Raw genomic sequence first — 22,676 nt, forward strand, 5'->3', positions numbered from 1 at the left:
GGGCAGCGCCCTCGCCACCGCGATACGGACATGGCCTTGATTGACGACACCTCGTTTGCCACACTGACTGCCCATCCCTTGTTCCGGCCACTGGCGGAAGAAGGGTGCCGGCAGCTGGCGGCAGAAGCCTCCACCTTCCGTTTCGATACGGGCGAGCATGTTTTCCATACCGGCGGCCCGGCGGAATCCTTCTATCTGATCAAGGAAGGCAGCATACGGCTGTACCGACCCAACCACGAAGGCAACGAGAAAGTCTTCCAGATCCTCCATGGCGGCGACCTGGTTGCCGAAACTGCCATGTTCGCCGAGCCCTGCCTGTACCCGCTGTCGGCGCAGGCGGAAAGCGCCGCCACGCTCTACCGCTTCTCCCGCGACGGACTGCTGGCGCTGGCACGACACCACAGCGAGTTCTGCATGCATCTGCTGGCCACGATGTCCGCCCGCATCTACCAGGCAGTCAACCGCATCGACCACCTCACCGTCGGCAATGCCAGCCAGCGCCTGGTCATGTATCTGCTGGATCTCTGCCGTGAACAACGCAGCCGGCGCATCCACTTTCCAGTCTCAAACCACGCACTGGCGCGCCAGCTCAATATCACGCCCGAAACGCTATCGCGCCAACTCAATCATTTCAAGCGCACCGGCCTGATGGATGGCAAGAATCGCGACTGGGTCCTGCTCGACCTCGACGCCCTGCACCTGGCCGTCGGACTGCCTTCGCCGGGAAAAGCCATGCGCGAACAATTCCAGGTCACCGACCTTGGCGGCAATCTGTTCGGCTGCTGCAATTTCCGCTGAAGCCCGGCCCACAGCTATGCCTGACGTGGTTTTCCGCACAAACTTTACGCAATGCTCACCAACAGACACAGCCGGGTTGTAGTACATTGGCTCCCTGATGTGCCGCATCGTCCGCGCCAGGCGCGTGGCCTGCCGCACGCACCGGTTTTTGCATTGGAAGTCGCCACATGAACATGAGCTCGCGCGTCCGTGCGCATTTCGAGGCCAATATCGCCGCCACCCAGGCCAGCATGGATGTGCTGACCGACCCGCTGGCGCTGGGCGTCGATATCCTCTTCAACGCACTGGTCAACAACAGCAAGATCCTGGCCTGCGGCAATGGTGGTTCAGCCGCCGATGCCCAGCACTTCATCGCCGAGCTGGTGGGACGGTTCGAGCGGGAACGCCTGCCTCTGGCCGGTGTCGCACTCAATACCGATACTTCCATCATGACCGCGGTTGGCAACGACTACGGCTATGAACATGTCTTCGAACGCCAGGTGCAGGCCCTGGGCCAGCCCGGTGATGTGCTGGTCGCCATTACCACCAGCGGCAATTCAGCCAACGTGCTGCTGGCCGTCGAGGCGGCGCGCGAACGCGACATGCGCGTCATCGCACTGACCGGCAAGGATGGCGGCTCCATGCCAGACCTGCTGTCCACCGAAGACGTCCACCTGTGCGTGCCCCATGACCGCACCATGCGCATCCAGGAAGTCCACATCCTGCTGCTGCATGCACTGTGCGACGGTATCGACGCACTGCTGCTCGGAGACCCTGAATGAAACAGACACTGCTACGTACCAGTATTTGCGCACTCCTGCTGAGCACCACGCTGCTGTCGGCCTGCGCGCCGCTGATCATCGGCGGTGCTGCGGCAGGAACGGCATTGGTCGCCACCGACCGCCGCACCGCAGGCACGCAGCTGGAAGACAAGAACATCGACCTGAAGGTCGACCAGGTGCTGGTCAAGGAATTCGACAACGACACCGTGCGCGTGGTCAGCACGGTATACATGGGCAAGGTCCTGCTGACGGGAGAAGTGCCCGACGCCGCCACCCGGGCGAAGATCGTCGAACGCGTGGGCAAGGTGGAAAATGTCCGCGGCGTACTCGACTACATGGTGATCGCGGAACCCATGACACTGGGCCAGCGCACCGATGACAACTGGCTGGGCTCCAAGGTTCGCACGGCCCTGCTGCGCACCAAGGGCGTGCCGTCGCGCACCATCGTCAGCACGACGGAACGCGGCGTGGTCTACCTGTTGGGGCGCGTCACCCAGACCGAAGGCGCCTACGCGGCGGCCGCTGCTGCGCGCGTGAGCGGCGTGCAGCAGGTCATCAAGCTGTTCGACTACGTCACGCCGGAAGAGGCGCTCGCGCTGGATAGCGCCAATGGTTCGCCCGACGCCGACAAGCAGCCGCCGGCAGGCACGCCGGCACCGACGGCCGAACCCGCGGCTTCCTCTGGATCGTCGTTGCCTGCTCCCATCAACGACGGCCCTGAAGTCATGGCCATAGACTGAACGCCGGCGCTGCGTCGTCTGCTGCAAATAGGCCCGCTGGCATGATGCCAGCGGGCCTTTTCATCATGGGAGGCAAGGGCCTGGCTTCAGGCCCTTGCCTTCATGCCTCTGCGATCAGAATGCGGGAACGACCGCACCCTTGTACTTTTCCAGCAGGAACGCCTTCACTTCCGGCGTCTGCAACGTTTCCACCAGTTTCACCACATCCGGGTTGCTGGCGTTTTCAGGACGCACGGCAACCAGGTTGGCATAGGGGGAATCCTTGTCTTCCAGGAACAGGGCGTCCTCAAGAGGATTCAGTCCGGCTTCCAGCGCGTAGTTGGTGTTGATCAGCGCCAGATCGACGTCGGGCAGCACACGCGCCAGGGTGGCGGCTTCCAGCTCACGGAACTTCAGTTTCTTGGGGTTCTCGACGACATCACGGGCAGTAGCCAGGATGTTCGACGGGTCTTTCAGCTTGATCAGGCCTTGCTGCTGCAGCAGCACCAGCGCCCGGCCGCCATTGGACGGATCATTGGGCAACGCGATCGTGGCGCCGTCACGCAGCTCGCTCAGGCTCTTGATCTTGCTGGAATAGCCGCCAAAAGGCTCGACGTGCACCAGCGCCACGGAGATCAGGTCGGTACCATGATCCTTGTTGAAGCTGTCCAGGTAGGGCTTGTGCTGGAAGTAGTTGGCGTCGATGTTCTTTTCGAAGACCTGCTGGTTGGGCTGGATGTAATCGGTGAACACCTTGATGTCCAGGTCCACGCCTTGCTGGGCCAGGGTAGGCTTGATGAATTCCAGCACTTCGGCGTGCGGCGTCGGGGTAGCGGCGATGGACAGCTTGCCGGCATGGGCAGCACCCGCAGCCACGGAGAAAATGGCAGCCAGCAGGGCGGAACGAATCAGGGTCGATTTCATGATGAAGCTCCTTGAAAACCAGATTAAGGGTACGCGTATAAGACAGCCTTGCAAATTCAACGGCGCTGCAAGCGCCGCACCAGGCCATCGCCAAAAACCTGCATGGCCTGCACCAGGACAACGAGAATGATGACTGTGGCCCACATCACGTCGCTCTGGTAGCGCTGGTAGCCGAAACGCAATGCCAGGTCACCCAGGCCGCCGCCACCAATCACGCCGGACATGGCAGAGTAACCAACCAGCGTAATCGCAGTCACCACAATGGCAGCCACAATCCCGGTACGCGCTTCTGGCAGCAGCACCCAGAACACGGTTTCCCGGGTGTTGGCGCCCATGGAGCGGCTGGCTTCCAGCACACCCGGGTCCAGTTCACGCAACACGTTTTCCACCAACCGCCCGAAAAACGGCGCAGCACTGAGCACCAGCGGCGGAATCACTCCTGGCACGCCCAGCGCGGACCCCATGATGATGCGCGTCAGCGGAATCATCAGGATCAGCAGGATCAGGAACGGCACGGAACGCAGCACGTTCACCACCAGCGACAGCACCTGATAGGTGCCGCGCTGCTCCAGCATCTGCCCCGGGCTCAGCAGGAACAGCAGCACGCCCAGCGGCAGGCCCAGCAGTACGGTAAAGACCAGCGATGCGCCCGTCATCATGAGCGTCTCGACGGTCGCCCAGCCGATCAGCTCCCAATCCAGTCCAGCCAGCAATGACCAGAAGCCTTGCACATCCGCTCCGCTCATCGCAGCACCTCGTATTCAATCCCGGTTTGTTCCAGCTTGCCGGCCAGCGCGTGCCAGCCGGCTTCGGCGCCATTCACCGCCAGCACCAGTTGCCCGTAGGGCTCGTCCTTGATGCGGCCCACCGTCCCTTGCAGAATGGACAGGTCCAGCGCCAATTCCCGGCTGACCTGGCTCAAGAACGGCGTCAGGGTGGCGTCCCCGCGGAAACTCAGGCGCACCACGCGGCTACCGTCCGCAGCCTGCTGCACCAGTTCACGCCAGCCATCGGCGTCCTGGCCGCTTTCGGCCAGCAGCGAACGCGTCACGTCATGCTGGGGATGCAGGAATACATCCAGCACATCGCCCTGCTCGACCACCTGACCAACTTCCAGCACCGCCACGCGGTTGCACACGGCCCGGATCACATCCATGCCATGGGTGATCAGGACAATGGTCAGGCCCAGCTGACGGTTGATATCCGTCAGCAGCCGCAGGATGGACTGCGTGGTTTCAGGGTCGAGCGCAGAAGTCGCTTCATCGCACAGCAGCAGTTCCGGCCGGTTGGCCAATGCGCGGGCAATGCCCACGCGCTGGCGCTGTCCGCCGGACAACTGCGCGGGAAATTTATCGCGGTGGCTTTCCAGGCCAACCAGCGCCAGCACTTCATCGGCACGTTGTTCGCGCTCGGCCCGCGGCATGCCGGCCAGGCGCAGCGGAAAGCAGACATTTTCCAGCACTGTGCTGGATGCCAGCAGGTTGAAATGCTGGAATACCATGCCGATACGCTGGCGCAGCTGACGCAGGCCCACGCCTTGCAGATCGGTAATGTCACGGCCATCAAGAATGACCTTGCCGGCGCTGGGCCGCTCCAGCAGGTTGAGCAGGCGTATCAGCGTGCTCTTGCCCGCGCCCGATCGCCCGATAATGCCGAAAACCTCGCCCCGGCGAATGTGCAGGTTTATCCCGCGCAGGGCATGATAGCCTCCCGCGCCGGTCTGCCGGCCAGGTGCCGGCGGGTAAACCTTTTCAATATTTTCTAGATGGATCACAACAGTAATAGCATCAAAAGGCATAAAGGGGCTTTTGACCCCCGCATTTGCCTTATTTGGGAAGCAGAAACGCAGATTACCTGAAAAGCCGGGCAAACCCCAAAACACATCTGGTTGTTAGCTAAGAACCAAAAAAGTAATAAGGACCGACGTAAACCCGTTCATCCACGCATAACAAGATGGCCATGCCACGCCAATTCCAGCCCCGGCCCGGGATGCCCTGGCGCCAGGCGCCGCACGCAAAAAGAAACGGCTGGCCCGCCGCTCGCAGCAGCAGGCCAGCCGGCCGAATCATAAACCCTGTCGTGAACGTGGGAAATACGCTACAGGTCCAATACCAGCCGCGGCGACTTGGCTCGCGACACACACACCATCATCACCTGGTTGGAAGCTTTCTCGACACTGCTCAGGATGCCGTCGAAATGTTCCACTTCGCCATCCAGCACCCGGACTTCGCACGAGCCACAGACGCCCTCCTTGCAGGAATGGTCGCACTCGACGCCGGCATCCAGCAAGGCATCGAGCAGGCTCTTGCCCGCCGGCACCTGGAGCGTCTGGCCGGATTGCTCCAGATAGACTTCGAAAGCGCCGTCCTGGGCATCTGGCGGCAGCTCCACCGCCGCGAAACGTTCGATATGCGCATGCGGATATGCCAGTTGCCCGCACGCCGCCTCGAATGCGGCCAGCATCGGTGTCGGCCCGCAGCAGTAATAGTGCGTCTCCGCGCCTTTACCTGACAGCAGCCCGGCAAGGTCCGGCGGACATCCGGCCTCCTGGTCGATATGCCAGGAAACCGGCACGCCCTCGGCGCGGGCAAGGTCTTCGATTGCTTCGACGAAGGCCGCCTCGCGCCGGCTGCGCGCACAATAAACCAGCTCCACACTGGCCTGGCGCGCCGTCAGGTGCCGCAACATGCACAGCAGGGGCGTGATGCCTATGCCGCCGGCCACCAGCACCGTATGCGGCGCGCCTTCGTCCAGGGCGAAATTGTTGCGCGGCGCGGAAATCGTCAGCCGCTGGCCAACCCGTAAATGCTCATGCACCCAGCGGGAACCGCCACGGCTACCCTTGTCGTTGAGCACGGCCACCCGGTAGCTGGTATGCCGGGCATCTGCCAGGCAGGCGGGCTGGCACAGCGAGTAACTGCGCACCAGCCCGTTGCCCAGGTGCAGGTCGATATGTGAGCCCGGCTCATAGGCGGGGAAACGCATGTCTTCCTGCGCTGGCCGCAATTCGATGCTGACGATGCCCTCGGCCTCGTAGCGGATGGAATGAACCAGGGCATTCAGTATTTTTTCTGTGCTCATACGAAGGCTTCTTCATCAATGTTCCGGGGGTGTGCCGCCCCTGCCCGTCATCGCTGCGGACAAGGCGGCAAACTCAGGCCACGCTGGCGGAGCGCACGGCTGGCTTGGCCTGCGCCGCTTCCCTGGCCTGGATCTGTTGCTTGGCCTGGCTGCGCAGATAGCGCCGCAGGCGCACCAGCCCCATGTCGTGCTGGTACAGGGACTCACGCTGATTGGCGTCCGCCTCCATGTGCTCGACCAGCACGCGGTCCTGCTCCAGCACCGCCCAGTGGCGCGCTTCCAGGCGATTGCGATACAGGAAGCGCCAGGTGTCGCGCTGCCAGCCGGGCGCAAGCTTGCGCACCCGCCAGAAGAACACCGCCGACAGGGTCGGGCTGATGGGCGAAACGCCGTAGACAATGGTGAAGTTGCCACCAGGGCCGCCAGTCTTGGGATACGGAATTTCCAGGCGCATCCAGTGCGTCCCGGTATCGCCCCACTCCGTCCAGTCGAAATTGACGTTGCGCTGGCCTTCCTTTTCAAAGACGAATCCATGCTCGGTATCGCGGATGGCGAACTTGGCCTTGGTATCGCCTTCGAACATGGTGTGCGATTGCTTGTGCAGGAAGGTGCCATGCATAGGGTCCATGACGTTATCGCTCACATAGCGCCAGTCTCCCTTCCATTCCACGTAGCAAAGAAAGCGCGAATAGGTTTCGTCGTCCGTCAGTTCCTCGGGCAGCACCAGTTCCGGCGGCGTCTGGCAATCCGGTTCAAAGGCGTTGTAGACCCACACCGCACCCGCCACTTCGCGGACATGGAACGTGCGCGTCGCGCGTGACCCTTCCAGCTTGCAGCCCGGGCTGCCCGGCACCTTGGTCACTACGCCATCGCTACGCACTTCCACCCCGTGGTAGGGACAGGCAATCGTGTCGCCCAGCACCACGCCCAGCGACAGGGGCGCCCCCCGGTGGGGGCAGTGATCTTCCAGCACGTGCAGCTTGCCGGTCGTGGCATCGCGCCAAAGCACCAGCTTGCGGCCCAGGCGGCGCAGCGAAACCGGGGTTTCCTTCACGAAGCCGGACGGGCAGATGGGATACCAGAGATCCTTCAGGCCTTGCTCCAGCAATTGCTCGACAGGGTCGATCTGAGTCAGGGTTTGCATGATTCAATTCCTTATTGCAGGCGCCGGCATGCCGACGCGATGGGCGGGCAGGCTGCCGCACTGCGCAGCCGCGCTGGCAATTACTGGGCCAGCGTCTTGATTTCGGCCTGATAGCTGTCGGGCGTCCACGGCTTGCCGCTGGGGCTGACCGGGCCAGTACGGTTCAGGTACTCGACCAGGCCCTCCAGATCATGGATGCCCATGGCAAAGGCCCGTTCGAGCGCATCGCCCAGCAGGTCCTCATAAGTCGTGGCCGGACGCGTGCGGGCCTGGTTCGGGTCTAGGTAACGATCATTGGCTTGCATGCTGTATTCCTTTGCTTTCCGTTTGCTGGTGGCGCCGCCCCGCAAGGCAGGGCGACGGACGATCAGGCCGTGACGCGGTCGTGATCCAACGGCGTGGTCCAGGCGTCATAGCCATAGACCCAGTCGGCGTTGCCGCCCTCGCGCAGCCAGTTGTTGCCGCGCGAGCCCAGCTGCACCCGGCTGGTACGCGCCTGGCGCGCCTGTTCGAACTGTTGCAGCGCACGGGCTACGGCGCCGGCATCCGCGCTCTCCACGTCCGCCAGGCAGCGCGCCAGCACCACGCCATCTTCGATGGCCATGCCCGCCCCCTGCGCCATGAACGGCAGCATCGGATGGGCGGCGTCCCCCATGAGAGTGACGCAATCCAGTGACCAGGCCGGCAAGGGATCGCGCTCGTACAGCGCCGTCTTCAACACCTCGTCGCAGGCTTGCAGCAAGGCCCGCGCATCTGCGTGAAAACCGGCATAGGCCGCGCGCAGCTCATCGACATGGCCCGGGGTGGTCCAGGATTCCTGCTGCCAGGAATCCTGGGCAGTGGTGGCGAAAATGAAAATGTCCTCGCCGCGATTGAGCGGGAAGGTCACGATCTGGGTGTAATGGTCCGGCCCCCACCACTTGGTGAACGCCCCCAGGTTGGGCACGCCCTGCAGGCGTGCGGCCGGCACAACGGCACGGTAGGCGACAAACCCGGTAAAGCGCGGCTGGTCCGGGCCGAACATGGCATTGCGAACGGCGGAGTGGATGCCGTCGGCGCCGACCAGCGCCGCCGCCTGCAACTGGCGGCCATCGGCAAGCTGCACCTGAACGCCCGCCGCATCCTGGACAAAGGACTGCACCTTCGCGCCCAGCAGCACGTTTTCGGCGGGCAGGGCCTGGGCCAGCGCCGCCAGCAGGTCTGCACGATGTATCGTCAGCTGCGGCGCGCCATAGGCGCGCTCCGCCTGGTCTGACATCTCCAGGCGCGAGGTTTCCTCACCTGTGTCCCAGGTACGGCTGATGCGGTGGGTAGGCCGGGCAGCGCTGGCGCGAATGGCCTGCCGAAGCGCCGCGTCGCCCAGGCCGTCGAGCGCCCGCACAGCGTTGGGTGTCAGGTTGATATCCGCTCCAACCCGCATGAATTGCCGGGTCTGTTCCAGCACCAGCACTTCGTGGCCCAGCCGCCGCAGGGCAATGGCTGCCGTCAGGCCGCCAATACCGGCGCCGGCGATAACGATGGGCCTGGCAGGTGCGTTGTTATGGTTCGTCATGATGGTTCTCGTGGTGGTGCACTGCTTGGCATGCGGCGTCTGAGGATGCGCGCCTTGCATGCAGCTCAGGATTTTTCGGTCAGGAACTTGCCCTGCGGGCCATCAGCGTTCTTCTGCCGCCGGGTATTACCGTCAATGCCGCCGTCGATGGCCCATTCGGCAAAAACCGTGGGACCGGGCTCGAAATCACGCGGCTCCCAATCGGCGGTCAGGTGGTCCTCATCCGCGTAATACTCGATCAAGGCGCCTGCCGGATTGCGGAAATACCAGAAATAGGCCGACGACACCGGATGGCGGCCAGGGCCAAGCTGTGTTTCCCAACCGCAGCGCGAGATATGCATGCCGCCGCCGAAGACCTCGTGAATATCCCGGACGGTGAATGCGACATGATTCAGGCCGCGCTTGCCGGTCGGCAATTGCAGCAGGAACAGGTCATGGTGGCCGCCGTCTGCCGAACAGCGCATGAAGGCGCCGCGGCCCGGATAGCGGTCCGAGGCGCTGAAACCCAGCTGGCTGGCATAGAACGCTTCGGTACGGGCCACGTCGGCCACGAAAAAGACCACGTGCCCGACTTCGATCGGCGTGGCGCGGTCGTAGATAGGCGCCGGCTGGTTGACGCGCGGCTGATCCTGCCAGGTGTTCATCGCCGCGCAGGGCAGCGCCACTTCATGCTTGCGCGTGACCTGCAGGCGCACTGCCAGCCCGTTGGGGTCGGTGCAACCGATGCGGCGCGCCCCGTCCACCATGCCATCGACAAAACCCGGTTCAGCAGCAATGCGCGCGGCAATCGCGTCCAGGTCGGCCGGACTCTCCACTCCCCAGACCACTTCACGCAGGGTCGGTCCGGCCTCTATCCCGTCCGGCAAGCCTGGCTTGGCCGCATCGGCCACTACCACGCGGCAGCCGTTAAGGCACTCGAATACCAGCTCGTCGGATGATTCGCCCGCCAGCGCCAGCCCCCAATCCAGCATGAAACGTCGGCAGGTGTCGAGGTCGTCTACGCCATAAGTGATCTGGTCTATGCCCAATATGCTCATGTTCTGCTCCTTGCTGATTCAGTGGGACGGATTGGCCCAGGCGAGGGGCAATTCATTCGTGCCCCAGTACATGCTTTTCTGCTCCATGTACTGGACGATCCCCGCCCGGCCCTTCTCGCGGCCCAGGCCGGAATCGCGCCAACCGCCGAAGGGAGTCGAAATGGAAAACTGCTTGTAGGTGTTGACCCACACCGTGCCCGCCTGCACGGCCCGGCCCAGGCGCCAGGCACGCTTGAAATCACGGCTCCAGACACCTGCTGCCAGCGCGTAGATGCTGTCGTTGGCCTGTTCGACCAGCGCTTCTTCGTCATCGAACGGCATGGCCACCAGCACCGGCCCGAAGATTTCCTCGCGCGTGATGCGCGCCTGATTGTCCAGGCCTTCGATGATGGTGGGGGTGTAGAACCAGCCGCGCTCGAACTGGCTGCCTGCCGGGCGCACGCCGCCCGTACGGATTTGCCCGCCTTCGGACACGCCCAGTTCCACGTAGCGTTCAATGCTTTCCCGATGGCGCGCCGTGATCAGCGGCCCCATCTGCGTCTTTTCATCGGCCGGATCGCCAACACGCAGTGCCTGCGCTCCCGCCACCAGGCGTTGCATGAATTCGTCATAGATGCCGCGCGCCACGAAAAGCCGCGACCCGGCGATGCAGGATTCTCCCGAACTGCTGAAGATGCCGTACAGCACCCCATTGACGGCGTGATCCAGGTCCGCGTCGTCCAGCACCATGGTGGCAGACTTGCCACCCAGCTCCATGGACACCGGCATCATCTTCTGCGCGGCGATACCGGCGATGTGCTTGCCGGTCGATGTACCGCCGGTAAACGACACGCGCCGTACCAGGGGATGGCGTGTGATCACATCACCGATCACCGAGCCCTTGCCCGGCAGCACGCTGATCATGCCCCTGGGCACCCCGGCCTCCTCGCACAGCCGCGCCAGTTCCAGCGCCAAGAGCGGCGTGACCTCCGCCGGCTTGAGAATCACGGCATTGCCGGCAGCCAGGGCCGGCGCCAGCTTCTGCGCATCACTGGCAATCGGAGAGTTCCATGGAGTGATGGCCGCAACCACGCCCATGGGCTCGTGTACGCTCATGGTGACGTACTCACCGCGAGACGGTGTGATGATGTCTTCCATGGTTTCGCAGGCAGCGCCGAAGAACTGGAAGGTGGCGGCGGCGCTGGCGACCAGCGCACGTGTTTCCTGAATCGGCTTGCCGTTATCCTGGCGCTGCAACTGCGCCAGCATTTCCGCCCGCTGGCGGATGAGCGCAGCCACCCGGTACAGGACTTCGGCACGCTGATGCGGCAACCGCCGCGCCCAGTCTGTGCTGAGGAATGCCGCATGGGCGCGTTCAATCGCCTCTTCGGCATCAGCGGCGCTGGCGGCATTCAGGCGCGCCACTTCCTCGCCCGTCGCCGGGTAGATGCTGGCGTACTCCTCGCCACTGCCTGGCCGCCATTCACCGGCAATATTGATGGGCAAAAGCGCTGGATACATGATGAGTCTTCCTGGTCCGTTTCGTGTCGCCACAGCGCTAGATCGCCACTGAGGCGACCCGGTTGTGTATCGCCCGCGCCAGGCTGTAGACAGTCTGCGCAGAGGTTTTGGGATTGCTGGCAAGCGGCAGATTGCGCATGCTCAGCTCAAAGCTGCCGAATGCACCCTCGGCCTCGACGGTATGGATGTTGTCGCGCACGCCGGGATCTGCCACCAGGCGCACCTGTGTCGCATCCAGGCCCAGACCAGCCAGCGCCACCGTGGCCGCGACGTTTGCATTGCGCGGATACTGCCTGGCCGCTTCGCGCGCCGTCCCTTCGAAAATCACCTGAGGCTGCGCCAGGCCAGCCAGGTCTGCCACCTGCTCGGCCGGGGTATCGCGCCAGGCCTGGGGCGGCTTGCGGCCGGTGTAACGCACCTGTGCCAGCCCACCCAGGCGCGCTGCCGCCAGCACATCTATGGCGCCGATAGCGCCAGCGACGAATTCAGCCTGCGTGCCGCCAGCCTCGGCTGCCTGTTCGATCTGCTCGACCATGCCGGGCTCGGCCATGGCGCCCATGGACGCCACGATGCAGGGCACGCCGGCGCGCAGGGCCGGCAACACATGCTGCACCACCGCCCCATGGCCTGCCGCCTCGACCACCAGATCGACATCCGCCAGCGGCACCTGGCGCATTGCCTGCGCCTGCGGCAGCACGGCCGCCACCCGCTCATCCAGCGTGTTGTCAGGCGTAACCACCACCGTTATCCGGGCTGCCGGTTCCTGCTCCAGCAACTCCACCAACGCGCTGCCTATGGCGCCAAAACCGATCAAGGCGATGCGTAGCATATCCATGCGCTCCTGCTCACAGCGTGGCCGGCTGCAGCGCCGGAATCTGGTTCAGCTGGTTGACCGGCGGGCCGGCAAATACCGACTTGAACTGACCGATGGAAAGCATGTCGACTTCCAGCATGAATGGCCCGGGCCGGTTGCCGGCCTCCTGCAGCAGGCCGGGCAATTGCGCCAGGTCCGTCATCCTGGCGTGCGCCAGCCCCATGCTCTGGCACAGCTGCGCATAGTCCGGCGTATGCAGGTCCACATAGCAACGGCGGCTGCCATACTGGGCATCCTGGATATTCTTGATAACGCCATAACCCTTGTCGTTCATCAGCACGATCAGGACATCGCAGGCTTCCTGCACCAGCGTCGCCAATTCACCCAGGTTGAGGATGAAGCCGCCATCACCTGCCAGACAGAGAGTCTTGCGGCCAGACCCGGTAACGGCCGCACCGACCGCCGCGCCAATGGCCATGGGCATGCCCTGACCAATGCCACCACCCGTGGCATGCACGCCCTGGTTGGGTTCGAAGATGCGCAATTCGCGGTTGCCCCAGGTGCTGTTCGACACCGTCACATCGCGGACCCAGTTGAAATTGCGGCCATAGGCCTGCTGCAATTGCGCCACCAGCGCCTGGTAGGGCCCCAGGCCGTCGCGCAAGGCAGCCACGGCTTGCGCCTTGGTGGCCTCGAGATCGTCGATCAAAGCGGCATCAGCGCGCCAGCCACGTTGTTCCAGACGATCGGCCAGGCCTTCCAGCACCAGTCGGGCATCGCCCCAGACAAACAGGTCGTTGGCATAGCAGCGGCCCGCCGCTGCGGCATCGGCATCCACCCGGAACAGCGGCCGGGGCAGTTTCAGCTCATACTTCAGCGTCTCGTTGCTGCGCAGGCGCGAGCCCACCACCAGCATGGCGTCGCAGCGCTGGTAAAAGTCCTCCACCGGTTTCTGCAGGTTGTAGGCTCCCAGGGAACCGCGTTCGTCTTCCGGCACGATGCCCCGGCCCTGCACACTGGCCACCACGCCAAAGCCCAGGCGGCGCAGCCGCTGCACGGCAGCGCCGGCATGGCGCGCACCGCCTCCCAGCCACAGCAACGGCCGGCGCGCCGCCGCCAGTTGGGCCGCCAGCATATCCAGCTGCGCGGCATCCGGCGTGGCGCAGGGCACCGGCAAGGGCGCCAGCGCCAGCTCGTCGGGCATGGGAATCAGGCTTTGCTGCACGTCGATGGGAATTTCGATACTGACCGGGCCGGACGGCGCCGCCAAGGCAAGCTGCACCGCCTTTTTCAGCACGCCCAGCACGTTCTCGGGGCTGTAGGCGCGAAAGGCCGCTTTCGAGACGGCTTCCAGCATCTTCAGCTGCGCGGGCGCCTCGTGGATATAGGACATGCCCCGGTCCAGATAGGGCACTTCGATCTGGCCGGTGATATGCAGCACCGGCGCGCCGGCGGTCAAGGCCTCGACCATGCTGCCTGCGATGTTGCCCGCAGCCGGTCCGGTACTGGTAATGCAGACGCCCAGGCGCGACGTCGAGCGAGCATAGGCATCCGCCATGTTCCCGGCCCCGGCTTCACCACGCGCCGGTACGAAACGCACCACGCCGCGCTGCGCGAACGCATCGAGAATAGGCATGTTGTGGATCGAAATGACGCCGAATGCGGCGCGAACACCGCACTTTTCAAGAAAGGCGGCGACGACTGCACCTACGGTCACCAGCGGTTGTTGGTTATGTTCAGGCATTGCGCGAATGACCTCCAGAAATATCTATGTGGCTGCCCGTCGTATAGCTGGACAGGGGAGAAGCAAGAAAAACCACGGCCTGCGCAGCCTCGTCGGGCCGGCCCAGGCGGCCCAGGGGAATATGTTTGGTACGCGCCAGTTCGCGGGTCCAGGCCGTCCAATCGAGTTCAGATTCACTGCGGGCCTCGAAGCGGCGGCGCCACTGGCCGGACTCGATCAGGCCGATAAGGATGCCGTTCACACGTATCCCTTGCGGCGCGAACTCCGTCGCCAGCGAGCGCACCAGATTGAGCAGCCCCGCTCGTGCCGCCGAAGTCGCCACCATGTGCGGCTCAGGCTGGCGCGCCAGCAGTGAGTTGGAGCAAACGATGGCGGCGTCACCCAGCTCGCTGGCGCTTTGCGCCAGTTGCGGCAGGAAGGCGCGCGTGGGGTAGATCACGGAAAAGAACTTCAGGTGCAGCTCTTCGCTCCAGGCGGCATCGCCAGTGCTCGCGAAGGTGGAGACGCGCCCCTGCCCGGCGTTGTTGATCAACATGGCGGCGGGCCCCAGCTCACGCTCGACCTGCCCGGCGAAGTCGCCCACGCTGGATTCGTCCAGCACATTGCAGGTCCTGGCCAGCAGGCGGGCGTCGGGATGGCGCTGCCGCAGCCCCTGTGCCGCCGCATCGAGCCGCACGGTGTCCCGGCCGCAGATCGCCACAGCGGCGCCACAGGCCAGCAGCAGGTCTGCCGTCGCCAGGCCGATGCCCGAACTGCCGCCGGTCACCACTGCCGTCCTGCCGGCCAGCGCATCATGGCGCCAGCCAGCCTGCCCGGGCGTCCGGGCCAAGGCAGCCGCTGCCGTGGCGATGCCGGTGTCTTGGCGCATGGTCATCATGCAGCTCCTTTCATGATGTACGGCGCCTTGCGGCGCTGCTGTGCCGGTGCGTAGTCGAGCAGGCCCGACAACTCATTGGCCACCTGGCACACGCTGTCGATGAGCATCAGCTTCTGCGCCTGGTCTATCTGCCGCATACCCAGCGTGACGCCCAGCGCCGCAACGATCTGTCCCTGGTGGTTGTAGACCGGTGCCGCCACGGTGGAGATATGCAATTCGTAGAACCCTTCGGCCGCCACATACCCGCGTTCGCGTATCCGCACGGCGGATTCGTACAGCTCATTGACGTCCTTGGGAGTCTGAGGCGAAAACACTTCCAGGCTGTGTTCCGGATACAGTTCCTTGAGCTGCGCCAGCGTCAGGCCACCCAGCAGCACGTGCCCAAGAGCCGTCGCATGCGCAGGCAGACGGGTGCCCACCGAGACGGAGCCGATGAACGGCGTGTTCGAGGTCGTGGTCTTGGCGACATACACGATGTTCTGCCCGTCGCGTACCACCAGATTGGCGGCATGGCCGACCTCATGGCACAGGCGGTTGATCAGCGGCGTGCCCAGTTCGGTCAGGTCCAGGGAGGCCAGGTATTCGAAGCCCAGGCGCAGCACGCCCAGGCCCAGCTTGTATTCCCGACCATTCTCCGAACGCTCCAGATAGCCCATGTACTCCAGCGTGTTGAGCAGACGGAACACAGTGGAACGCGGCAACTGCAGGCGCTGCGTCAATTCCGGCGCGCCGATCTGGCGCTTCTCGCGGCTGAACTGGCTCAGTATCAGCAGGCCGCGCTCCAGCGCTGGCACGATGTATCGGAGCGCCTCATCGTCCTGGTTGTTGATAGCGGTTTGCTCGTTCATCCGTTGACTCCTTGATCGGGTTGGGCAGGCAGGCCCAGCAATACCTGCGTCAACAGGGCAGCCAGCACTGCCGGCTGCTCCACATAACAGGCGTGCCCGGCGCCCTCGATGGGCTGCAAGGACACGTCCAGTGCGGCCGCCACCTCCGCACAGGCGGCGGGCGGGGTGACAATATCCTCGGTGCCGCACCACACCTGCACGGGCACCGGCCCCTGGGCCACGGCAATACGCCTGCAGTCGGCCAGCAGATCCCCGCCACACAGCAGTTCCACCGCCTGGGCATAGCCCGGCCCCTGCAGGCGTGCCATATTCCAGTACACCCATGCCTGCGCACGGCGGTCTGCGCCAGGCCCCAACAGGCGCAGGTAGCGGCGCGCCGCCATCGCCGGCATGCCGCCTTCCCGGGTCACTTCGGCCAGACGCTGCTGCCGTACTTCCCGGCCCCGTGCTTCGCGGGCCAGGGCGCCATAGCCCTGCGCCGGGCTGATCAGCACCAACGCACGCGGTCGACAGCCTGGCCAGCGGTGTGCGGTGTAGGCAGCAGCCACCAGAGCGCCCAGCGAGTGCCCCACCAGCACGAAATCGTCAATGGAAAGCGACACCAGCACGCGGTGCAGCGCCTCGGCATAATCCAGTGCCGAGGGCGCGGCGCCGGGCAATGGCGTGGATTCGCCATAGCCAGGCGCATCCCAGGCCAGCACGCGGTGCCGCAGGTTGAAGATGCGCGCCAGTTCCAGCCACGACGCCGCCCCCGAGCCAATGCCGTGCAAACAGACCAGGACAGGCTTGCGGACGTCGCCCGCCACGGTGTCCCGCACGGAAACGACCGTGCCATCCGCCAGGCGGATGTTGAACAGGCCGAACGTGGCTTCCAGGTCCGCGAGTTGCTCGGCGGTAATGGCCGGAGGGGCAGTAAGGATCTCAGTCATGGTGCATGGGCCGATTGCAGGGAAAACACTTCCAGCGGCGCTTACTTGGGCGTCCGCTTGATATGAGCCAGCGGGTGATCCTCGGGATAAGTCGGCGTCACCGGTTTCTTCGCGCCGAGCATCACGCACATCAGCGCGTCCTCGTCGCCGATATTGATTTCTTCGCGGTAGACGCCGGGCGGCACCGAGACCAGGTCACGATCGGTCAGGATGGTTTCGTAGCGTTGGTCGCCCTGCGTAATGACCAGTTTGAGCTTGCCGCGGATGACGAAGAACACTTCCTCGACATCCACGTGGATGTGCGGCGGGCCTTCATGGCCAGCCGGAATCACCATGGTGGAGAAGGTGAAATGCTCGCTGGGCACGGTATTGTTGTCGGTCGAAACACCGGTGCCGCCGGTGCCGACGTAGCGCATCTGCGCACGGCGGTACTTGGGGTCGTAATCCGCCTGGAACTTCAGTGCGTCCCAGTCATATTTACGGGTCGAGAAACGGGCGATGCGGCTATTGATCCAATCCTCGAACGATGCGCCTTCGGGGCGGGCCCAGCTGGGCTCGTTCTGGATGGACTTATCAGCAACTTCAGACATGGCGGACTCCTGCTTGTGATCAGTGTGGATTGCGGTGGAAATGACGGCGAAGTGCCAGGGGCGCGCGTGCGCCCGTTCTTCAATGCATGACGAAACCGCCGTTGACCGGCAGTACCTGCCCGGTGACGAAACGCGACAGATCGGACAGCGCGAACAGCACCGCGCCGCAAACATCGGCAGCTTGCTGCTCGCGCGGCAACGCCCTGCCGTCGAGATACTTCTGATGGCGCGCCTGAGGCACGTACTCCGTGGCTTCGACCAGCGTCAGGCCAGGCGCCACGGCGTTGACGGTGATGCCATCCCCACCCCATTCACGCGCCAGCGCATGCGTCATGGCAGACACAGCGCCCTTGCTGGCGACGTAGGCCAGCAGATTGGGTGCACCCCACAGCGCCGTATCGGAAGACAGGTTGACGATCGCCCCACGGCCGCTGGCCTTGAGCGCCCCATGGCAGGCGCGGCTCATCAGCCAGGTGCCGCGCACGTTTACATCCATCACCTGGTCCCAGGTGGCGACGCTCAGCGCGTGGGCATCCTTGCCGCCGGAATTGGTGATCGCGGCGTTGTTGACCAGGCCGTCCAGCCCGCCCAGGCGCTGCCCCGCTTCTTCGGCGGCGCGCTCCACGCTGGCCGGATCGACCAGATCCAGCGTCACGGTGTGCACCTCTGCACCGGTGGCGCGCAGCGCCACGCCCGCCTGTTGCAGCAGCGCTTCGAGCCGGTCGGCCATCACCAGGCTGGCGCCCGCCCTGGCGATGCAATGGGAAAACGCCAGGCCCAGGCCGCGCGCCGCGCCTGTCACCAACACCCGGCGGCCACGCAGCAGGCCGGCAGGAATGGCATCCATCAAAGCCTGCAGGCTGGTGGCATCGACTGCCCCAAGCGACTGCACGTGATCGTTCTGCTTGTCCATGTTGCGCATCCTCCGGGCTCAGTGCGTCGTGACCGAAGCACGCGGCAGGTAATGCAACACCCGCCGTTCCAGCCAGACCACCGCCCAGTAAGCCAACAGCCCAACCAGCGTAAGCGCGGCGATGGCAACGAATACGGCAGCCGTGTTGCCCTGCCCTTCGCCGTCCACCAGCAGATAGCCCAGCCCCTTGTTGCCGCCCACCAGTTCCCCCACCGTGACGCCGATCACTGCCAGCGTCGCGGCAATGCGCAGGCCGGAAAACAGCGAGGGCAAGGCGGACGGAAATTCCACCAGGCGGAAGATCTGCACGCGGCCGGCATTGAGCGTGCGGACCAGATTCACCATATCCGGGTCCACGGTGCGAACTGCCGACAGCACATTGATCATGACCGGGAAAAAGACGATCAGGATGGCCACCAGAATCTTGGGATAAATGGTGTAGCCCAGCCACATCACGAAGAGCGGCGCGAAGGCAACCTTGGGCGCAATCTGCAGGGCCAGGATGTAGGGCGACAGGACGGATTCCGCCTTGGGCGACAGGCCCAGCACCACGCCGAACATGATGCCCAGCAGGGACCCCAGCAGAAAACCCAGCACGACTTCCAGCATGGTGATCCAGAAGTGCGAGACCAGGTCGCTGTTGTGCCACATGTGCACTGCTTCGCTCATGACCCGCGTGAATTTCGGGAACACGTATTCGGGCATGCCGAACAGGCCCGGCCCCCATTGCCACAGTGCCAGGAAAACCAGCAGCACTGCGACACTGCTGAGGTAGGTGGAAAAATCTTTCTTCATTGCGCGATTGCCTTGTGGTTATCTGCTGCGCGGCCGGGCTCAGCGGCTCTCGACGAATTCGTTGGTGTAGAGCTCATCGAGCGGCTGCGCACGCGGCACGATGCCCTGGGAGACATAGAACGCCTGAACTTCTTCCAGGCGCGCCGGGTCCATGCGACCCAGCACCTCCTGGTCCGCGTACACGTATTCGCGGTACAGGTCGAAAATGCGTTCGATCATGGCTTCCTGCCCCTGGTACGACGGCACCGCCTGGACATAGGCGACAGCAGCGGCCTTGGGGTCGCGGATGATGTCCGCCATGCCGCGCAACGTAGCCTGCACCAGCTTGCGCACCAGTTCCGGGTTCTCCTTGATGGTCTGCTCGGACGCCAGGATGGCCTGTGCCATGCTCTGGAAGGTTTCATCCTTGGGCAGGATGCGCACCTTGGTGCCGGTCTGCTCGACGTTGGCGATCCAGTCGGGCACGGCTGCCATGGCATCCGCGCGCCCGGCGTTGAACAACTGCCAGACACCGGCAGGCCCGGCGGCCTGGGCATCGACGTCACGACGGCTCAGCCCGGCCTGTTCGAGCGAGCCCAAAAACGCATAGAAAGTCGTGTCGCTGTAGGCCATGACGGTCACCGTCTTGTCCTTGAGATCCTTGACATGCCGGATGTCACCGTCCTCCTTGGCGGCCAGCAGCGTCAGTGAGCCGCTGCCCAGCACCGCCACGGCCTTCACCGGAATCCCATTGGCACGCACGATGATGGGCGTATCGCCGATCGCACCGCCGACCGGTGCGTTGCCCGCGCCCACCTGCTTGGCCACGTCCACACCGCCCCGAGCCGCCACGAACTTGACGTCCAGGCCTTCCTCTTCGTAATAGCCGCGCTGCTTGGCAAGCATCCAGGGCGCGAACGCTGTCAACGTCGCCGGGGCCGGCAGCAGATAGGTCACCTCCTGCAGGGCCTGCGTCTGCGCCCCGGCGGGCGCAGACAGGGCACAGACCAGCGTCAGCGGCGCCAACCATTTGCGTACTGCCGATATGCCGTTCAGATTCATCACATCGTTTCCTAAAGTGGGTGGGACGACAGTTGTGGCGCAAGGCCGCCGCGAGGCAACCGGCCACGCAGATCCTGCTTCAGTGCAATGCTTCCTGCCCGACCTTGAGCAGTTCCATCAGTCGGCCCTGGATCGGTGCGACCTCAGGCATCTTGCGGCGCTGCATCGGATTGTTGCGATGCGGCAGATCCACAATGATTTCTTCGATGATCCGGCCCGGCCGTTCACTCATCACCAGAATCCGGTCCGACAGCGCAATGGCTTCGATCAGGTCGTGGGTAATGAACAGCGCTGTTTTCTTCTCTTCATGCAGGGTGGCGGCCAGGTCCTGCTGCAACACCATCTTGGTCTGCGCATCCAGCGCGGAAAACGGCTCGTCAAGCAGAAGGACTTCGGGGTTGACCGCCAGCGTGCGCGCCAACGCTGCGCGCTGGCGCATGCCGCCCGAGAGCTGGTAGGGATAGTGGTTCTCGAAACCACCCAGGTGACAGCGGTTCAGCAGTTCTTCAGCAATGGGACGGCGCCTGGCGCGCGGCACCGAGTCGATCTCCAGACCCAGCTCGACGTTCTCGCAAATCGTGCGCCAGGGCATGAGCAGGTCCTTCTGCAGCATGAACGCCACCTGCCGCACCGGGCCGGTCACCGGCTGGCCGTCGATCAGCACTTGCCCTTCCGTCGGCAGGTACAGGCCCGAGCCCATGTTGAGCAGCGTACTTTTGCCACAGCCCGACGGGCCGATAACCGAAACGACTTCGCCCCGTCCGATCTGCAGGCTCAGGTGCTGCACGGCATACGGAGGTTCGGCCTGCGTGCGCGTCGGAAAACGCTTGGCGACACGATTGAATTCGATATGGTGGTGCATTTCCGCCCTTTGTTTCATCTGTAAAACAACAATTCACCAATGGAATTTGAATGAATTAAATCAACATCCCCATTAGCCCGATATCAGTGAAAACACTGCCTCCGCCGGCAATATCAGCCATGCAAATTCCGTGCCAGTTTCCAATAGATGAATCCGTGTCTCACAAACAAATCAACGTATTTCACATATGAAATAACAACACCAAATAAACACTTGCATAACAGATGAAAAATGTTTTTTCATTCAGGGACTTATTAAATTTGCACCGGCTTAATACACATATCTCCAGAACGTTGCATCCTTGCATCAGAATGGTGCAACGCATCACATCCACATTCATTGCGTCAATTCGAAAACCGATCCAAAAACATCTGCATCATTTAATTAAGAAATTTCAAAATCAAATCAAATGTGAAAGCAATCCGAACGGCTGCATGGCAGGAATCATGGCGAATCCCATCAAGCCATCCATGACCAGATACAACGCCTGCCCAGCCAGCCGCAGCCCTGGATCGCCTTGGCCCCGACTGACGCCTTCCCCAATGCCCTGCCACCCGGGCCGCCCTAACCACCGTCTGCCCCAGGTCACGCCCCAAGGACGCCGCCATGGGGCCGAATCCCCTGGCGGGCGCGATACAATGCCGCGCAGATGGTCTGCACCGCTGCAGCCGAACCGCTACCGAACGAGACCCGATCGCCATGTCTGATTCCCCTTCCATTACCGCCGCGCAACTGCCTTCGGATATCAAGGCCGAGGTACTGTCCGAGGCCCTGCCCTATATCCGCCGCTTCCACGGCAAAACCATCGTGGTCAAGTACGGCGGCAATGCCATGACCGAGGAACGTCTGCAGCGCAGCTTTGCCCACGATGTGGTGCTGCTGAAACTGGTCGGCCTGAACCCCATCGTCGTGCACGGCGGCGGCCCGCAGATCGACAATGCACTGCAACGCCTGGGCAAGCAGGGCAAGTTCATCCAGGGCATGCGCGTGACCGACGAAGAAACCATGGAAGTGGTGGAGTGGGTGCTGGGCGGCCAGGTGCAGCAGGACATCGTGATGATGATCAATGCTGCCGGCGGCAAGGCCGTGGGCCTGACGGGCAAGGATGGCGGTCTGATCCAGGCCACGCACAAGCTGATGGACGACCGTGAGCATCCGGGCGAGAAAATTGACCTGGGCTTTGTCGGCGATATCGCGCGCATCGAACCCGCCGTAGTCAAGGCGCTGCAGGACGATCAGTTCATCCCGGTGATTTCGTCAATCGGCTACGGCGAAGACGGCAATGCCTACAACATCAACGCCGATGTAGTGGCAGGCAAAATGGCAGAAGTGCTGGGCGCCGAAAAGCTGGTGATGATGACCAACACCCCGGGCGTGCTGGACAAGGACGGCAAGCTGCTGACGCGCCTGTCGGCCGCGACGATCGACGCCATGTTCGATGACGGCACGATTTCCGGCGGCATGCTGCCCAAGATTTCCTCGGCGCTGGATGCCGCGCGCAACGGCGTAAATTCGGTACACGTGGTGGACGGCCGCGTGCCGCACTGCCTGTTGCTGGAAATCCTGACGGACAAGGGTGTAGGAACGATGATCCAGGGCGCCTGAACCTGCCCCTGTCCTGCATCACAGGCGAAGCGTCCCATGCGGCGCTTCGCGCCATGAATGCCAACGCCCATCCCGGCTCGGAATGGGCGTTTTTTTATCCAGGACGTCGATACCGAGCGCGGTATGGGCGGCAGCCCGGCGG

General features: G+C 63.6%; 23 protein-coding genes. 4 read left to right on the top strand and 19 right to left on the bottom strand.

All coding sequences use genetic code 11. The annotated features are described in order from the left end of the window. Positions 1 to 30: 30 nt before the first annotated feature. The 3 genes from EV679_RS14795 to EV679_RS14805 all read left to right on the top strand — a co-directional run bounded on the left by EV679_RS14795 (position 31) and on the right by EV679_RS14805 (position 2,299). Positions 31 to 798: a Crp/Fnr family transcriptional regulator gene (locus EV679_RS14795; RefSeq protein ID WP_130487617.1), complete on the top strand. Its 768-nt coding sequence runs from the start codon at positions 31 to 33 to the stop codon at positions 796 to 798. A gap of 167 nt (positions 799 to 965) precedes the next feature. Continuing rightward, on the top strand, positions 966 to 1,559 hold the full coding sequence (locus EV679_RS14800) for a phosphoheptose isomerase (protein WP_130487618.1): 594 nt from the start codon (positions 966 to 968) through the stop codon (positions 1,557 to 1,559). After that, positions 1,556 to 2,299: a BON domain-containing protein gene (locus tag EV679_RS14805; RefSeq protein ID WP_068371478.1), complete on the top strand. Its 744-nt coding sequence runs from the start codon at positions 1,556 to 1,558 to the stop codon at positions 2,297 to 2,299. The genes EV679_RS14800 and EV679_RS14805 overlap by 4 nt, the downstream gene beginning before the upstream one ends. Before the next feature lie 114 nt (positions 2,300 to 2,413). On the opposite strand, the gene EV679_RS14810 is transcribed toward EV679_RS14805, so the two are convergent. From EV679_RS14810 to EV679_RS14900, 19 genes are all read right to left on the bottom strand, one after another. Continuing rightward, the gene (locus EV679_RS14810) at positions 2,414 to 3,202 is read right to left on the bottom strand and encodes a MetQ/NlpA family ABC transporter substrate-binding protein (protein WP_068371481.1); all 789 of its coding nucleotides are present in this window, start codon (positions 3,200 to 3,202) and stop codon (positions 2,414 to 2,416) included. A 56-nt stretch (positions 3,203 to 3,258) separates the two neighbouring features. Further along, positions 3,259 to 3,948 carry a methionine ABC transporter permease gene (locus EV679_RS14815; protein WP_130487619.1) on the bottom strand — a complete coding sequence of 230 codons (690 nt, stop codon included), beginning with the start codon at positions 3,946 to 3,948 and terminating at the stop codon, positions 3,259 to 3,261. After that, a complete protein-coding gene (locus EV679_RS14820) occupies positions 3,945 to 4,976 on the bottom strand; it encodes a methionine ABC transporter ATP-binding protein (protein WP_130487620.1) in 1,032 nt (343 codons plus the stop codon). The genes EV679_RS14815 and EV679_RS14820 overlap by 4 nt, the downstream gene beginning before the upstream one ends. Positions 4,977 to 5,299: 323 nt before the next feature. Continuing rightward, positions 5,300 to 6,283: a PDR/VanB family oxidoreductase gene (locus EV679_RS14825; protein ID WP_068371483.1), complete on the bottom strand. Its 984-nt coding sequence runs from the start codon at positions 6,281 to 6,283 to the stop codon at positions 5,300 to 5,302. A 73-nt stretch (positions 6,284 to 6,356) separates the two neighbouring features. After that, positions 6,357 to 7,427 carry an aromatic ring-hydroxylating oxygenase subunit alpha gene (locus EV679_RS14830; RefSeq protein ID WP_068371486.1) on the bottom strand — a complete coding sequence of 357 codons (1,071 nt, stop codon included), beginning with the start codon at positions 7,425 to 7,427 and terminating at the stop codon, positions 6,357 to 6,359. Between the two features lie 80 nt (positions 7,428 to 7,507). After that, the gene (locus EV679_RS14835) at positions 7,508 to 7,732 is read right to left on the bottom strand and encodes a recombinase-like helix-turn-helix domain-containing protein (RefSeq protein WP_130487621.1); all 225 of its coding nucleotides are present in this window, start codon (positions 7,730 to 7,732) and stop codon (positions 7,508 to 7,510) included. 62 nt (positions 7,733 to 7,794) lie between these two features. Continuing rightward, positions 7,795 to 8,979: an FAD-dependent monooxygenase gene (locus EV679_RS14840; protein ID WP_130487622.1), complete on the bottom strand. Its 1,185-nt coding sequence runs from the start codon at positions 8,977 to 8,979 to the stop codon at positions 7,795 to 7,797. A 65-nt stretch (positions 8,980 to 9,044) separates the two neighbouring features. Then, the gene (locus EV679_RS14845) at positions 9,045 to 10,016 is read right to left on the bottom strand and encodes a VOC family protein (protein ID WP_068371491.1); all 972 of its coding nucleotides are present in this window, start codon (positions 10,014 to 10,016) and stop codon (positions 9,045 to 9,047) included. 18 nt (positions 10,017 to 10,034) lie between these two features. Continuing rightward, positions 10,035 to 11,516: an aldehyde dehydrogenase gene (locus tag EV679_RS14850; protein WP_068371494.1), complete on the bottom strand. Its 1,482-nt coding sequence runs from the start codon at positions 11,514 to 11,516 to the stop codon at positions 10,035 to 10,037. Between the two features lie 37 nt (positions 11,517 to 11,553). Next, positions 11,554 to 12,345: an aspartate dehydrogenase gene (locus EV679_RS14855; protein ID WP_068371635.1), complete on the bottom strand. Its 792-nt coding sequence runs from the start codon at positions 12,343 to 12,345 to the stop codon at positions 11,554 to 11,556. Between the two features lie 16 nt (positions 12,346 to 12,361). After that, positions 12,362 to 14,074, bottom strand: coding sequence for a thiamine pyrophosphate-binding protein (locus EV679_RS14860; RefSeq protein WP_068371496.1), 1,713 nt, complete (start codon positions 14,072 to 14,074; stop codon positions 12,362 to 12,364). Continuing rightward, on the bottom strand, positions 14,067 to 14,951 hold the full coding sequence (locus tag EV679_RS14865; RefSeq protein WP_242611505.1) for an SDR family oxidoreductase: 885 nt from the start codon (positions 14,949 to 14,951) through the stop codon (positions 14,067 to 14,069). Before EV679_RS14865 ends, EV679_RS14860 begins: the two co-directional genes overlap by 8 nt. After that, positions 14,948 to 15,799, bottom strand: coding sequence for an IclR family transcriptional regulator (locus EV679_RS14870; protein WP_068371498.1), 852 nt, complete (start codon positions 15,797 to 15,799; stop codon positions 14,948 to 14,950). The genes EV679_RS14865 and EV679_RS14870 overlap by 4 nt, the downstream gene beginning before the upstream one ends. Further along, complete coding sequence (locus tag EV679_RS14875; RefSeq protein WP_127772990.1) at positions 15,796 to 16,728, bottom strand: alpha/beta fold hydrolase; 933 nt, start codon at positions 16,726 to 16,728, stop codon at positions 15,796 to 15,798. The genes EV679_RS14870 and EV679_RS14875 overlap by 4 nt, the downstream gene beginning before the upstream one ends. A 41-nt stretch (positions 16,729 to 16,769) precedes the next feature. Then, entirely contained in the window at positions 16,770 to 17,318 is a 549-nt protein-coding gene (locus EV679_RS14880; RefSeq protein WP_130487623.1) for a cupin domain-containing protein, read from the bottom strand. A gap of 79 nt (positions 17,319 to 17,397) precedes the next feature. Beyond that, positions 17,398 to 18,165 carry an SDR family oxidoreductase gene (locus EV679_RS14885; protein ID WP_205704156.1) on the bottom strand — a complete coding sequence of 256 codons (768 nt, stop codon included), beginning with the start codon at positions 18,163 to 18,165 and terminating at the stop codon, positions 17,398 to 17,400. 84 nt (positions 18,166 to 18,249) lie between these two features. Next, complete coding sequence (locus tag EV679_RS14890; RefSeq protein ID WP_068371507.1) at positions 18,250 to 19,026, bottom strand: ABC transporter permease; 777 nt, start codon at positions 19,024 to 19,026, stop codon at positions 18,250 to 18,252. A gap of 39 nt (positions 19,027 to 19,065) precedes the next feature. Beyond that, positions 19,066 to 20,067 carry an ABC transporter substrate-binding protein gene (locus tag EV679_RS14895; protein ID WP_130487642.1) on the bottom strand — a complete coding sequence of 334 codons (1,002 nt, stop codon included), beginning with the start codon at positions 20,065 to 20,067 and terminating at the stop codon, positions 19,066 to 19,068. A 79-nt stretch (positions 20,068 to 20,146) separates the two neighbouring features. Continuing rightward, a complete protein-coding gene (locus EV679_RS14900; protein WP_083969606.1) occupies positions 20,147 to 20,929 on the bottom strand; it encodes an ABC transporter ATP-binding protein in 783 nt (260 codons plus the stop codon). A gap of 699 nt (positions 20,930 to 21,628) precedes the next feature. Between EV679_RS14900 and argB the strand changes: the two genes are divergently transcribed. Further along, positions 21,629 to 22,534 carry an acetylglutamate kinase gene (argB, locus tag EV679_RS14905; RefSeq protein ID WP_068371515.1) on the top strand — a complete coding sequence of 302 codons (906 nt, stop codon included), beginning with the start codon at positions 21,629 to 21,631 and terminating at the stop codon, positions 22,532 to 22,534. The last annotated feature ends 142 nt before the right edge of the window (positions 22,535 to 22,676 follow it).

It is taken from the genome of Kerstersia gyiorum (assembly GCF_004216755.1).
GTDB lineage: Bacteria > Pseudomonadota > Gammaproteobacteria > Burkholderiales > Burkholderiaceae_B > Kerstersia > Kerstersia gyiorum.